The organism is Muribaculum sp. (genome assembly GCF_029051885.1).
GTDB lineage: Bacteria > Bacteroidota > Bacteroidia > Bacteroidales > Muribaculaceae > Muribaculum.
Genome location: NZ_JAIDKI010000202.1, coordinates 1 through 14,671, shown reverse-complemented (window position 1 = coordinate 14,671; position 14,671 = coordinate 1). Strand labels below are relative to the sequence as shown.

General features: G+C 53.9%; 9 protein-coding genes. 3 read left to right on the top strand and 6 right to left on the bottom strand.

Annotation, left to right across the window (positions count from 1 at the left end; genetic code table 11):
• Window positions 1-432 precede the first annotated feature (432 nt).
• From K2I50_RS08475 to porE, 3 genes are all read left to right on the top strand, one after another.
• Complete coding sequence (locus K2I50_RS08475; RefSeq protein WP_301025900.1) at window positions 433-2,685, top strand: GH92 family glycosyl hydrolase; 2,253 nt, start codon at window positions 433-435, stop codon at window positions 2,683-2,685.
• A gap of 79 nt (window positions 2,686-2,764) precedes the next feature.
• Complete coding sequence (locus tag K2I50_RS08470) at window positions 2,765-3,286, top strand: ferritin (RefSeq protein WP_301025899.1); 522 nt, start codon at window positions 2,765-2,767, stop codon at window positions 3,284-3,286.
• A 108-nt stretch (window positions 3,287-3,394) separates the two neighbouring features.
• A complete protein-coding gene (gene porE / locus K2I50_RS08465) occupies window positions 3,395-5,377 on the top strand; it encodes a PorE family type IX secretion system protein (RefSeq protein ID WP_301025898.1) in 1,983 nt (660 codons plus the stop codon).
• A 22-nt stretch (window positions 5,378-5,399) separates the two neighbouring features.
• Here the strand turns inward: porE and K2I50_RS08460 are convergent, their stop codons facing one another.
• The 6 genes from K2I50_RS08460 to K2I50_RS08435 all read right to left on the bottom strand — a co-directional run bounded on the left by K2I50_RS08460 (window position 5,400) and on the right by K2I50_RS08435 (window position 14,100).
• Window positions 5,400-6,320 (bottom strand): site-specific tyrosine recombinase, encoded by a 921-nt coding sequence (locus tag K2I50_RS08460; RefSeq protein WP_301025897.1) that lies wholly within the window; start codon window positions 6,318-6,320, stop codon window positions 5,400-5,402.
• Window positions 6,321-6,361: 41 nt separating this feature from the next.
• Window positions 6,362-7,099: a hypothetical protein gene (locus K2I50_RS08455; RefSeq protein ID WP_301025896.1), complete on the bottom strand. Its 738-nt coding sequence runs from the start codon at window positions 7,097-7,099 to the stop codon at window positions 6,362-6,364.
• Window positions 7,074-9,635, bottom strand: a complete 2,562-nt coding sequence (locus K2I50_RS08450; RefSeq protein WP_301025895.1) for a YfhO family protein — start codon at window positions 9,633-9,635, stop codon at window positions 7,074-7,076. The genes K2I50_RS08455 and K2I50_RS08450 overlap by 26 nt, the downstream gene beginning before the upstream one ends.
• A gap of 40 nt (window positions 9,636-9,675) precedes the next feature.
• Window positions 9,676-10,923, bottom strand: a complete 1,248-nt coding sequence (locus K2I50_RS08445; RefSeq protein ID WP_301025894.1) for a 3-deoxy-D-manno-octulosonic acid transferase — start codon at window positions 10,921-10,923, stop codon at window positions 9,676-9,678.
• Window positions 10,923-12,452, bottom strand: a complete 1,530-nt coding sequence (gene gltX / locus K2I50_RS08440) for a glutamate--tRNA ligase (RefSeq protein ID WP_301025893.1) — start codon at window positions 12,450-12,452, stop codon at window positions 10,923-10,925. The genes K2I50_RS08445 and gltX overlap by 1 nt, the downstream gene beginning before the upstream one ends.
• Before the next feature lie 139 nt (window positions 12,453-12,591).
• Window positions 12,592-14,100, bottom strand: coding sequence for a sensor histidine kinase (locus K2I50_RS08435; RefSeq protein ID WP_301025892.1), 1,509 nt, complete (start codon window positions 14,098-14,100; stop codon window positions 12,592-12,594).
• Window positions 14,101-14,671 lie beyond the last annotated feature (571 nt).

Sequence of the window (14,671 nt, the reverse complement as noted above, 5' to 3'; positions counted from 1 at the left end):
CGGCGTAGCCCGGCGACTAAACACAAAAGCGCTCCGTACCGACGTTAAAATTCACCTCGCATCCCTACTCCACAACCCCATCGGCAACCACGACTCTTCATCATGGCGACCACGCTACATCAACAACTCCACGCGTTAGCGCATAGCCCCTTTGGGGGCGTCAACAACGTTAGCCCCACCCAAGAGCCGCATTAGCGGTTCGCAGGGTGGGGTCAGGTCAGCGCCATCCCACGGCATGCCCGGCGTAGCCCGGCGACTAAAACACACAAAACATGAACTAATTATTAAACGACCTTAAAAAGGAGGGGGCGGAGGCGGTATCTACGGGTTAAAATTCGTATCTTTGGGGTTGATTGCATATTACACACCCAAGCATAATCTGAATCTTACCTAAATAGAAATTCAAACATACTAAAAACCAAAAGATACCACGTGAAAAAATCAGTAATTTTCTTACCGGCGGCAGCACTCTGTCTGATGGCAGGATGCAACAGCTCAGCCAATAAGCCTCTTCTTACCGACGAAATCAAGTATGTGGATCCGTTTATCGGCACAGGATTCCACGGCCATACATTTCCGGGCGCCACACGTCCGTTTGCCATGGTACAGGTGAGCCCCGACACCCACATAATGGGCTGGGAGGCCAGCAGCGGATACCACTACGACGACAACGAGATATACGCATTCAGCCACACCCACCTCTCAGGCACCGGCATCGGCGACCTTGGCGACGTTGCCCTCCTCCCCTATTCCGGCGCCGACTCGCTCAAGCCGGTAGCTACATTCAGAAAAGAGACCGAGAAAGCCTCTCCCGGCTACTATGCCGTGCGCCTCGAAAACTTCGGTATAGATGTCGAGCTTACGAGCACCGACCGCGTAGGATTCCACCGATACACCTACGACAATTCCTCTGACCGCCGTGTGATGCTCGACCTTGGCCATATACTTCAGCCCAACTGGGGCCACAAGCTCATCGGCAATACATACAAAGAGGTCAACGACTCGACTGTAGAGGGAACCGTCAGCACACAGGGATGGGCCCACTTCCACGATGTATCGTACCGCATCGTATTCTCCGAGCCATTTGAAAGCGTAGCACGCTATATCGACGGAAAGACCACACCCGACACTCCCCCGGTAATAAAGACCGACCGCGACCTCAAGCTCCACTATAAATTCGCCGACAGCAAGGAGCCACTTTATATAAAGGTAGCGATATCTATGGTCGACCCCGACGGCGCCGCCAAAAACATGACCGCCGAACTGCCCGGATGGGACTTCGACGCCACACGCACACAATCGGCCGACATATGGAACAATGCCCTTTCGGCAATCGAAATCCAGGCCGACTCTACCGTGATGGTAAACTTCTACACCGCGCTCTATCATACGATGATTGCTCCCTTCGCCTACCAGGACACCGACGGCCGCTACCGTGGACTCGACAAGCAGGTGCACCAGGCCGAAGAGGGCTACACCAACTACTCGGTGTTCTCGCTATGGGACACTTTCCGCGCATTCCAGCCGCTGATGACAATCATCAGTCCCGAGCTGGCCGCCGACTGGGGCAAGGTGCTCGTGAAAGGCTATGAGCAGGGTGGCATTCTTCCCAAATGGCCTATCGGCTCGAGCTATACCGGATGTATGGTAGGATATCCCGCCGTGGCCGTGCTGGCCGACCTCTCATGCAAAGGACTTGCCGACAGTGCCAACATAGCCACATGGGCCGAAGCCGGAGCCGCATCGTCGGTATACCGCCCGGACCTCGCCGAAAAATTCAAGGGCACACGCGAGCTCGACCTTGTAACAATGCACCCCTATTATAAGGAGAAATATGGCTTCGTGCCCGCCGACTCTGTAAGCGAATCCGTATCGTGGGGTCTGGAGATGGCCTATGAAGACTGGTGTGTGTCGCAGCTCGCCGCCAAGGCCGGCATGGACTCCCTGGCAAAGGCCTATGCGGCCAAGGGCGAATACTACAAGCGCTACCTCGACCCGGAGACCAAGATGATGCGCCCCATCATGGGCGACGGAAAATTCCGCACACCATTCAATCCCCGCTACTCGGCCCACATGAAGAGCGACTACACCGAAGGCAATGCATTCCAGTGGAGCTTCTTCGCACCCCACGACATGGACAACTTCATCGAGACCATCGGCGGAAAGCCCGAGCTTGAAGCCCGTCTCGACACCCTGTTCACCACCTCGTCGCAGGTAGACGGCGCCGAAGCCTCCAACGACATAACCGGTCTGATCGGACAGTATGCCCATGGCAACGAGCCGAGCCACCACATGGCATATCTCTACAACTGGACCGACTCGCCATGGAAAGGCCAGGAACGCCTCGACTACATCATGCGCGAATTCTATACCAACGCTCCCGACGGTATAATCGGCAACGAGGACTGCGGACAGATGTCGGCATGGTACGTAATGAGCGCACTCGGACTCTATCAGGTAGCCCCCGGCATACCGGTGTACACCCTCGGGCGTCCGATGGTAGACCGCGCGATAATCCACGCACAGCACGGACCGTTTGAAATCGAGGTCAAGGACAACTCTCAGGCCAACATGTATGTAAAGCGCGTACTGCTCAACGGCAAAGAGCTCGACTCACCCTTCATATCCCACGAAGATATAGCCCGCGGCGGAAAACTCGTGTTCGAGATGTCGCCGACCCACTGATGACATATTTATTTGGCGCATCACGGAAATATAAATATATTTGCGTCATCAAAAGTCTAACATCTTAATTACATCAACTATGCTTAGCCAAAAATTACAGGACGCAATAAACGAGCAGATCAATGCCGAGCTTTGGTCGGCCTACCTATATCTGGCAATGTCGATGGATGCCGAAGCCAAAGGCCACAGCGGTGTCGCCAACTGGTTTTTCATCCAGTTTAAGGAAGAGCAGGACCACGCACGCATCTTCATGAACTATCTCAACTCGCGCGACGTAAAGGTAGTGCTCAAGCCCATCGCCGAAGTGCCCGAATCATGGCCCGGAGTAATCGACATGTTCCGTCAGACCCTCGAGCACGAGCGCAAGGTGACAGCCATGATCAACAATCTAGCCGCGATAGCCAAGGCCGACAACGACTTCGCATCGGTCAACCGCCTCGTATGGTTTATCGACGAGCAGATTGAAGAAGAGGAGACAGCCCGCAACCTTATTCAGGCCACCGAGGCCGTCGAGGACAACAAGTACGGCATGTACATGCTCGACAAGGAGCTTGCCGCCCGTACCTACAACACCCCTTCTCCCCTGGCGTCGGCAGAATAACCTCCACAGCACAGAATTTTCAAGGCGCGGCCTCACACTCCCCATGCAACGGGGCAGCGTGAGGCCGCGCCGACATAATATCCCCAACGCGCACACGTTAATAATAGTATGGGACATAACTGCATATACCTGCGATATACCGCGGCCATACTCTGCGCCCTGCTGCTGTGGAGCTGTGGAGGCGCCAAGCTCGCCGTTGCCGACGAGCAGATGGAACGCGGCGAATACTACGACGCATCGCGCACATACCGCGGAGTCTACAACAAGCTCAAGAAACGCGAGGAGCGCCCCCTGCGTGGAGAAGTCGCCTACAAGATGGGCCTGTGCTACCGCAAGCTCAACATGAGCGCCCGCGCTTCGGCGGCGTTCCAGAATGCCCTGCGCTACTCCTACCCCGACTCGCTGACACATCTCTACCTCGCACAGTCGCTACAGTCGGAGGGCCGCTACCGCGACGCCATAAACGCCTATCAGGATTATCTGGCCACAGCACCCCGTGACGCCGCAGTAGCCGAAACCGGCATAGCCGGATGCCGCAAAGGGATGGGAGCGAAGGCCTCCCCTACCCGATATGTCGTAAAGCAGGCAAAACTCTTCAACTCGCGCCGCGCCGACTTCTCTCCGATGTTTGCCGGCGACGACCACGACGTGCTTTACTTCACCACTACCAACGAAAAGGTGACCGGCTCAAACCGCAGCGAGATTACCGGAATGAAGAAGGGCGACATATGGGTGGCCCGCAAAAACGAGCAGGGCCAGTGGCAGCGTCCCGAAGCAGTGGAGGGAGAGCTCAACACCGAGCACGACGAAGGGATAATATCCTTCTCGCCCGACGGCTCAACCATGTATCTGACACGCGCGCGCCGCGAGCCAAACGCCCATACAGGAGTAGAGATATTCACATCACAGCGCAGCGATGCCAAATGGAGCGCACCGGTAAGATTTGAAATCACAGCCGACACACTCTCCAGCTACGGTCATCCGGCCGTGTCGCCCGACGGCAACTGGCTCATATTCGCCTCCGACATGCCCGGAGGGATGGGCGGACTCGACCTGTGGCGCATCAACCTGAAAGAGCGTGCGGGCAACCTGGAAAATCTCGGTGAATTCATCAACACCCCGGGCGACGAATGCTTCCCCTACATGCGCGCCGACAGCCTGCTGTACTTCGCATCTGACGGCCATGCCGGACTCGGCGGACTCGACCTGTTCCGCGCCGAGCAGACACCGTCGGGCGGATGGAACATAACCAACATGGGCTACCCGGTCAACTCCGCATCCGACGACTTCGGCATCACCTTCGGCGAAGGCGAGAGCGGCTACTTCAGCAGCAACCGCGGCGACGGACGAGGCTACGACCATCTGTACTCATTCGTGCTCCCCGACCTGAAGATAACCATCTCGGGCATGGTGCTCGACAAGGATGAGGAGCCTGTGCCAAACTCTGTGATACGTATCGTAGGCGACGACGGCTCCAACCAGAAAGCATCGGGCAAGGCCGACGGCAGTTTCTCGTTTCACCTGCAAAGAGGCGTGCGCTACGTGATGCTCGCGGGAGCAAAGGGGTATCTCAACGCAAAACAGGAATTCCAGGCCGACACCGCCGAAGTCGATGCCGAATATGGAGTTGACTTCATACTCGCCTCAATCAACAAGCCCAATGTCGTCGACAACATATTCTACGACTTCGACAAGGCCACTCTGCGCCCCGAGTCGAAGACCGCACTCGACTCCATCGTACAGGTGCTCCGCGACAATCCCAACGTAACCATAGAAATGGCCTCGCATACCGACCGCTGGGGCTCTGAAGAGTACAATCAGAAGTTGTCGCAGCGTCGCGCCCAATCGGTAATCGACTACCTTATCGCCGCAGGCATACGCCCCGAGCGCCTGTCGCCGCAGGGCTACGGAAAATCACGTCCGAAGACAATCACAAAACGTCTCGCACGCCAGTATCCACAATTCAAGGAGGGCGACGTGCTCAACGAAGAGTTTATTCTCGCCCTTCCTGAGGAAGAGCAGGAAACGGCCGACCAGATCAACCGGCGCACCGAATTCCAGGTGCTGTCAATCGACTACCACATGTACTGATTTTATACCCAGGAAAAGGGTATCACCCCTGATTACGGCGCATGTTGCGCGGATGGTGACACAATATCTCGCGGCGCAGTTCGGTACGGTCGAGATGGAGATATATCTCGGTCGTGCCAATCGACTCATGACCGAGCATCTGCTGTATGGCACGAAGGTTGGCACCACCCTCAAGCAGGTGTGTGGCAAACGAATGTCGCAGCGTGTGGGGGCTGATTGAGCGTGTTATTCCCGCCATTGAGGCCAGCTTCTTTATTATGTAGAATATCATGACCCGCGTGAGATGCGTGCCCCGGCGGCTCAGAAACAGATACTGCTCCTCGCGGGGCTTGATATCTATGGCCGCACGTTCAGGCAGATAGTCGCGTATCTCCCCGATGGCAGCCGGCGATATCGGCACGATGCGCTCCTTGCTCCCCTTGCCCCGCACCCTTACATACCCTTCGTCGAGAAACACCGACGACAGTTGCAGCTCCACAAGCTCGGTGACACGCAGTCCGCAGCCGTAGAGGGTCTCCATTATCGCACGGTTGCGCTGCCCCTCCTGGCTACCCATGTCGATACACCCTATCATAGCGTCAATCTCCTCGACGGTGAGCACCTCGGGGAGCTTGCGCGCATGCCTGTTGGTCTCGAGCAGCAATGCAGGGTTGGCATCCATATATCCCTCCATATGCAGGTATTCGAAGAAAGAGCGTATGCCGCATATGATACGCGCCTGCGTGCTGCCGGCAATGCCAAGGTCATGAAGGCCGGCTACGAACTCCTGAAGAGTGTCGGCCGAGACATTAGCGACAGACATATTCACGTCGCTGAGATATACACCGAGTTTGCGCACGTCGGTTGAGTAGGCGTCACATGAGTTCTGACTCAGGCCCTTCTCCAGCAGCAGATACGTGTAATAATCCTCAAGCAGTTTATCCCATTCCGGAAGAGCGCGCATAAATAAGTAGACAGACTTTGAAAAATATATAAAACATCACCTTAAAACCACAGGCTGAAGCGCTGACGCGGCAGATGGCGCAGCCCTACTATCACAGCAACCCTGCTGTTGGTGAAGGTCATGCCATGGGTGATGCGCGACTCAACGTCGGCAAAGAGCGAGGCCATGGCCTGCGAGCTCATAAGATTGCGGAAAATCACGGTCCCCCCTTTGGTGAGAGCTTCGACCAGGGCATCGGCACACCCCGCGGTATCACTCCCATGGTCAACAGAGTTGACAAGGATAAAGGGAGCGGTGGATGCAATACGGCATTCCGATTCGTAGCGGGCGATTGCGGAATCAATCGAGAGGCACGTCTCAATACGCCCGGAGTATCTGCGGGTCACTTCATCATACACCACATCGTGTGCGTCGGCACCCTTGTATATAATCATCCGCGACGACGACGACACGTCGAGCAACGCCGTAGTCGACACTCCGTAGGATGTGCCTATCTGCATCATCACCTCAGGATGGAAATAGCAGGCTATGCGAAAAAGCATCCTTGCCGATTTCATCGAAATCAACTTCGGACGCTTACCCTCTACCTTATTGGCAAGCGAGGCTGCAATGGTGCGCCGCTCCTGTATGTCGGAATAGGCATAATAGGCCAACTGTTCGCGCAACACTCTGAGCACAAACATATAGGCAAACGGGGAGTGTATGCCGAATCCCCGGCTCCGCTTGTAACGGTTGACAGCGGTGAGATACAGTTTAAACCGCTTCTTTATCTTTACCACGGGCAGGGAGCGTAAATATGGCAAACAGAATAGCAGCGAGTACGGATAGATAGATTACGATTACCGAAGCCATCGAAATAATACCTGTCACTCTTACCGACTCAGGACGGTATGTCATGACGATATCGTGAGCGCCGGCCGGCACGCGGACAGCACGCAGCAGATAGTCGACACGACCCAGCGGCACCGAGGTACCGTCGACGGTGACCTCCCATCCCCAGGGGAAGTATACCTCGGAGAATACGGCCACACCGCCGTTGGCGCTCTTTACCCTGTAGGTCAGGCGGTCGGGGGCATATGATGTCTCATAAATAGTGTCGCCGACAACCTTGGCAGGCACCGAAGTGCCAAGCACATCGCGGAACCGGCTATCGCTCACAGCCGTAACAGCCGGATCGATATTGTCGATGGCCGCCATCTCGGCGTCAGCACCGTCCACATACATAACCCTGTCGACGAGCCACGCATTGCCGAGTGCGCCAGGATTTTCCACCACCTCGTTTTCGCCCATCACCACATACTTGGCGTTGAGCATATTGAGCACATTCATATCGGCTTCCGAAGGTTGCCCAGAAAGGAACTTGCCGAGATGACGCTCAATCATATCCTGATAGCGGGTGAGTTTGGCCGCATGATAGCCGCCGATTGTCTTATGATGGTACGACGGACCTGCCTCGTTGAAGCGTGGTATATCCATCACCCTGTAGTTCATGGTTGTATCAGCAAGAATCTTTCGGTCGGCACCTGTAAGAGGGAACGGAGTGCCCTGGGCCAGCTGACGGGGAACAAAACTTGCCGAATCGAGATATCGCTTGTTGACGCTGAAGAGATCGACAGTGACAATCACCACAAGCAGAGCCGCAAGCACCTTGACGTTAATCTTACGGTTGCCGTAAAGCCACAGCGCCACCGCTCCGGCCACGATAAACGCCAGACTGCGGAAACTGTCGGCCGAAATCATCGACATGCGTATCTTCTGCACGGCGGCAAAAAGCTGGGCATAAGGAGCCTCCATGAGATATCCTCCATAAGCAGCCGCCTCCTGCTCGCTCAGGAAGCTGCCATACAGCTCGGGCGCGAACATGCCGGCCAGGCATAACACGGCGCAGATACCAAACGTGATGAAGAACGGCTTCTGATAGCGCGCCTTCCACTCGTCGCGGTTGGCGGCAACCTCCTTAAGTGCGAGTATGGCCAGCAACGGGATGGTAAACTCAGCCACCACCAGTATGCTTGCTACCGTACGGAACTTATTGTACATCGGGAAATAATCAATCATGATGTCGGTAAGCCACATCATGTTGTGTCCCCAGGCGAGCGCTACCGATATTATGGTACATATCAACAGCATCCACTTGACAGGCCCCTTGACTATCACACATCCCAACAGGAAAAGAGCCACGAGCAACGCACCTACATATACCGGACCGTTGGTCATCGGCTGGTCGCCGAAGTATTGCGGCAACTGTCCGAGGTACGGAGCAATCTCACCCGGGAGCTGCCCGGAAGCAGTCAGTTTGCCGGCTTCGGGCACATCATACAACGATAAAAACTTATTGCTTCCGGCCTCCGGCTTAATTGTAGCACCGCCCTTCACATTAGGTATGAGCAGAGAGAATGTCTCGCTCTTTCCGTAGCTCCAGGCCGTGATATAGTCCTTGTCGAGGCCTCCGCCCTTGTTGTCCTGACGTTCGTCGGCCGAAGTGAGCTCACTGTGGCGACCACGCATCGACTCCTTGGAGTATTCATAGGTATGATAGAGATTCGGACAGTTGGCCATTACCGCCAGCACCGCCGATACCGCGAGCACGCATGTGGCCTTGACCCAACGTCGCATATTATGGCTGCGGAAGAGCATCACTGCGTAGGCAATCACAAATCCGACAACCACAATCATGAAGTAGTAGGACATCTGCACATGATTACCGGCAATCTGGAACATTGCGAACAGAGCAGCCAGCGCACCTCCGGCGAGATAGCGCCCACGGTAGGCAAGCACCATACCGGCGATTGTCGGGGGTATGTAGGCCAGCGTATAGAACTTCCATATATGTCCGGCCCCTATGATGATTATGAAGTAGGACGACATACCGTAGGCAATCGCGCCCATAAGCGCAAAATACCATCGTACCCTCATGGCCAACAGCAGGATAAAGAATCCCATCATCATGATAAACAGAAGGTTGACCGGCGAAGGAAGCCAAAGTCCATAGGCCGTGCGCACTGCCGATATCACCTTGGCAGCCGCATAGTCGGGAGAAATCTGGAATGTAGGCATACCGGAGAACAGAGCGTTGGTCCATCGCGGCGTATCTCCGGTCTCTCCGCGCCATGTTTCTACTTCATGGCTTATGGCCACACCCTGCAAGGTGTCGTGCTGACGCAGTTCGCCACCCTGTATCGCATCCGGCCAGAAGAACGCCAGCGAAATGCCTGCCAGTATGACAACCGACACAATGAAACCAATAAAATTACGCGAAGTCAGGAACTCTCCGAGTCGCTGCCCTATCGATGATTTATTTAAGGAAATGGCCATGATTATAAGGGGTATTATGCAAGAGCGCAGCCATTACAAATTAGTTGATTGACTCAATGATAGAGGAAAGAGCGGTATACACGCGCTGTGTAGCGCCGAGGTGTTCGCGGATATAATGTCCGGCAGCACGTCCGGCTTTGTGCAGATATTCTGAATCGGATACAAGCGGATCGATAGCACTTATAAAACCGGCCTTGTCGCTGAATGTGAACGCACCTCCACACTCAATCATATCAGACGCCTCCTTGAATTTCCGGTAGTTCGGACCGAAAAGCACAGGCATGTCGTAGACGGCGGCCTCGTTGATATTATGTATCCCGGCGCCGAATCCGCCTCCGATATATGCGATATCGCCATAGCGGTATACGCCCGAGAGCTTTCCATAGCAGTCGACAATCAGACAGTCGGCTTTTGCAGCTTCTTCGGGAGTGGCCTTTGACAGGCACGCAACCGGCCGGTTGAGTTTAGACACAATATCCTCGATACGGTCGGCGCGCACCTCATGGGGCGCGATTATCAGCCTTACCTCGGGATGTGAGTTGACATAAGGCAGCAACAGCTCTTCATCGGGAGGCCATGTGCTTCCTGCCACTATTGTCAGCCCTGAGGTATCCGATATCGCCTCGGCCTGAGGCACGTCGGGACGTTCGCGCATGATGTCGGTAACACGGTCGAAACGTGTGTCGCCGGCCACGGATACATTATATACACCGATGTCAGCGAGCAGACGCATCGAGTTGTCGTCCTGCACGAAGATATGGGTGTAGCACCGCAGCATGGAGCGGAACATGCCTCCCCATGGCTTGAAGAAAACCTGCGACTTGCGAAATATCGAGGAGATGATATATGTGGGTATACCGCGACGGCGCAGTTCCTGGAGATAATTCCCCCAGAACTCATACTTTATAAACAGAGCCATGCGCGGCTTTACTGCGTCGAGAAACGCTTTTACATTACGAGGAGAGTCGAGAGGAAGATAGCTTACAGCATCGACAAGAGGGAAATTGCATCTCACCTCATAACCCGACGGAGAAAAAAATGTAAGCAGAATCTTCGCCTGCGGATGAAGGCGACGCACCATCTCTATGAAAGGACGTCCCTGCTCAAACTCACCCAACGAAGCGGCGTGCACCCATATGTAGCCATGGTCGCTGTCAATCGTACGCCGCAGATAGGGCAACGCTTCGCGCTGTCCTTTGAGAAGACGACGTACCTTATCGCTGCGAAGCGCAGCGATACGCATACCAAGACCATACAGGCTTATGCCGGCATTGTAGAGGAGATTCATTACTCTGGGAGTGTGATGGTCTGGCGTCCGCGGTCTATACGGTTGATTGTTTCTTCCTTACCCATCAGTTCGGTGATATCAAACATGTGGGGGCCCTTGCACTCTCCGACTACAGTAAGGCGGAAAGCGTTCATCACATTGCCGAGATGATATCCTTTCGACGCAATCCATTCGAGCACAACCTTTTCAGCTGCTGCCGATGAGAAGTCGTCGATACCGCGGATTACCTCGATGAGTTCCTCCATGATACGGGGGGTGTCGGCATTCCAGCGCTTCTTCACATCCTTTGGAGCATACTCGGTGGGAGCCACAAAGAAGAAACGTGCCTGATCCCAAAGGTCGCGTACGAAATAGATACGGCTCTTTACCATACCCACGGCACGCGCTATGTATTCGTCGGTGAAGTCATCGGGATTTACGCCATGCTCACGGAGCACGGGCTTGAACAGTTCGGCAAGCTCTTCGTCGCTTTTCTTGAGCAGATATTCATGGTTAAACCATTTTCCCTTCTCGAAATCAAAGCGAGCGCCTGAGCGAGAGCAGTGAGCAAGATCAAAGCGTTTTACAAGCTCGTCCATTGTCATAAGCTCGGAATCGTCGCCGGGATTCCATCCCAGCAGGGCAAGGAAGTTGACAACAGCTTCGGGAAGATAGCCCGACTCACGATATCCGGAGCATACCTCGCCACCTTCGGGATGCCATTCGAGAGGGAATACGGGGAATCCCAGACGGTCTCCGTCGCGCTTGCTGAGCTTGCCTTTTCCGTCAGGCTTAAGCAGCAAGGGCAGATGCACGAACTCAGGTGCAGTGTCGGCCCATCCGAAGGCCTCGTAAAGCAGTACATGAAGAGGGGCCGAAGGGAGCCACTCCTCGCCACGAATCACATGGGTCACCTCCATAAGATGGTCATCCACGATATTGGCAAGATGATATGTAGGCAGGTCGTCGGCGCTCTTATATAGCACTTTGTCGTCGAGTACCGACGAATTGATTGTAACCTTTCCGCGGAGCAGGTCGTTGACCACAACGTCGCGTCCCGGCTCAACCTTGAAGCGCACCACATAGGGATGTCCCTCGGTTATGAGTCGGTCGACCTCGCCACCCTTCATTGTAAGGGAGTTGCGCATCGAGCCGCGGGTAGTGGCGTCATACTGGAAGTTGGGCACCTCCTTGCGCTTTTCCTCCAGTTCGGCGGGGGTGTCGAAAGCGATGTATGCCTTGCCGCGGTCGAGCAGACGGCCTACATGCTCACGATATATATCGCGTCGCTCGCTCTGCTTGTATGGACCGTAGGCACCTCCCTCGCGCACGCCTTCATCGATGCCGATACCGAGCCATGCGAGAGCTTCGTTGATGTAGTCTTCGGCACCCGGCACAAAACGGTTTGAGTCGGTGTCCTCGATGCGAAGTATCATATCGCCACCATTCTGGCGGGCGAAAAGATAATTGTATAAGGCGGTACGAACGCCGCCGATATGCAGGGGCCCGGTAGGTGACGGGGCAAATCTTACTCTAACTTTACGATCCATAAGGGTACAGATATGTAATTTGCCGCAAATTTAAACAATTTTTCGCAAACTGCGAAGAGCTTGTTTAAATTCCCAGACGTGGGCATGTGCGTCAAATAGGTCTGTATCACACACCGTCACACTCCATACAAGGACAATGCTAAGCGCGTATCTCCACCACGAAGCGGGCGCCTCGCTTATAGCTGCTGTCGAGGGTAATGGTACCGTTCATTTTGGCGAGCTTGAGCGAGCATATCGGCAGTCCGAGCGCATCGCCCTCCGTAAGGTCGCGGATTTCGGTAAACGGCTTGAAAATACTTTCGGCAATCTCCTCCGGGATTCCGGGACCGCTGTCGGTAACGATAAACTGGTAGAGCTTTGCCCCGCGTTTTTTTATCTCCAGGGAGATACGTCCACCCTCGGGAGTATATATCGCGGCATTTTCCAGCAGATGGGCAAGCACCTGGCGCAAGGGGTCGACAGCAAGAGCCACATTGACTTTGGGAGCATCGACAGCAAGATTGACACCTTCCTTTACCTTATCACGGATTCCCTCCATCATATCCTGACAGAGAGCCTGTGTATTGCAATCCTCCACTTCATAGCCGCAGTCGAGAGTATTCTCAAGGTCAGACAGTTCGCGGATATCATCCAGGAAAGCATTAATCGCAACCACTGGTTTGAGCGACTGGTCAAGCAAGCCTATCGTAGGGCGCAGCTGGGCGGATATATTAGCTATAAACTCGTTTTTCAGACGGTTGTGCTCGTTGGCAATCTCTATAGTATGTTTCTGTCGGCGCGTAAGCATTATATACCGCATCAGCACAAAGCCCGCAAGTACAAGAACTCCGGCAAGAATGGCCGCAAGCACACACAGGCTTATTATTATATACTGCTTGCCGGTGATTGTGCTGTCTTTCTCGGCTATTACAGCCAGGCTGTCATCGTATTTCTTCTGCAGTGCCGCCAGCTCATCGGCCGCAACGAGTGTACGCACAGAGTCGTTCCATGCCAGCAGTTTATCATAAGCCCTGGATGCAAGGCGCGCATTGTTGCCCTTCACAGCCATATCTATCAGCGTACGGTAGCAATCGCTCACACCATCATAATCCTTTGCTGACTTGTATTGGCCGATGAGACGGTTGATTGCAGCGTCGCCCTGCTGCGGCATGCCGAAAGTATAGTAGTATATCGCCTGGGCGTAAAGTGCATCGTTGGCTATCGAGTCGTTGCCTGAGGCTTTTGCAAGCTGCTCAAGGCCGGAAAGGAGTTCTTTAGAACGTGCGGCATTTTTCAGTTTCATATACATCTGCAGGCGTTCGCGTCCGATAGTATAGTGCAACGCCGGCAGCTGCTTTCCCGATGCTGTCTCCACGTCGGTCAGGGATGTCTCCACTTTGCGCAACAGGTCGAATGCCTCCTTATAATAATTCTCGCGATGATAAAGCGCACTCGCCTTTACTCCGCATTCCACGGCGTCGGGCATATCCTTTTGGGCATAGAACGAGTTGTAGGCCTGAAGAAAATAATAACGGGCCTTGGTATACTCCTTATCGGCCAAAAAAGTCCGGGCCTGCTTCTTATAATCCGCTCCTCTCGATTGCGCGACAGCAAGATTTGACACTACCGACATTGCAGCGAGCAGCAAGAATGTTAAAAGTCTGTTCATAACAAGTAGCTAAGTATATAACGCACTGATTTTATCACAATATCGCCACAAGACGAGCATCAACACGAATGCCCACACCCTATATACGGGATAATCCGCCTGTAGCGGTCATATGCCATGATACTCCTTCTGAGTCAGGAATACTCAAGGCTTAATTTATTATGGTATCGATTGAAGAAAACGAGGCAGCTTTCCTTTTTATTCACCAATTTCTCTGCAAGGTAGCAATATTTCAGAATCACTACAAATATATTAACAGCAATTAATATATAATAACACATGGGAGCCGGCACGTCAATATACACCGAGCCGCACTGCCGGGCGTCGGCACCGGCTGAAACATGCCGGCAGCGACGCCACAACAATGCGGCTTGACGGTATAATTGAAATCAGGGCTATGAGCCCTTAGAAACTGTTTAAATTCATATCACTTTGTTTTTGAGGAGTCAACAAAAAGACATCTGACATTCTCTCTCAAAATCTGTATCATATAAATTTAGAGCTTGTTTAATAATAAATGTTACCGTCAGGGCGGTCAATCGTCGAGCATATTTTCGCTTGTGATGAGGGA

Excerpts from the sequence above, each read along its gene's own strand:
- K2I50_RS08445 (WP_301025894.1), bottom strand. The coding sequence starts at position 10,923 with ATGAATCTCCTCTACAATGCCGGCATAAGCCTGTATGGTCTTGGTATG.
- K2I50_RS08460 (WP_301025897.1), bottom strand. The coding sequence starts at position 6,320 with ATGCGCGCTCTTCCGGAATGGGATAAACTGCTTGAGGATTATTACACG.
- K2I50_RS08470 (WP_301025899.1), top strand. The coding sequence starts at position 2,765 with ATGCTTAGCCAAAAATTACAGGACGCAATAAACGAGCAGATCAATGCC.
- gltX (WP_301025893.1), bottom strand. The coding sequence starts at position 12,452 with ATGGATCGTAAAGTTAGAGTAAGATTTGCCCCGTCACCTACCGGGCCC.
- K2I50_RS08435 (WP_301025892.1), bottom strand. The coding sequence starts at position 14,100 with ATGAACAGACTTTTAACATTCTTGCTGCTCGCTGCAATGTCGGTAGTG.
- porE (WP_301025898.1), top strand. The coding sequence starts at position 3,395 with ATGGGACATAACTGCATATACCTGCGATATACCGCGGCCATACTCTGC.
- K2I50_RS08450 (WP_301025895.1), bottom strand. The coding sequence starts at position 9,635 with ATGGCCATTTCCTTAAATAAATCATCGATAGGGCAGCGACTCGGAGAG.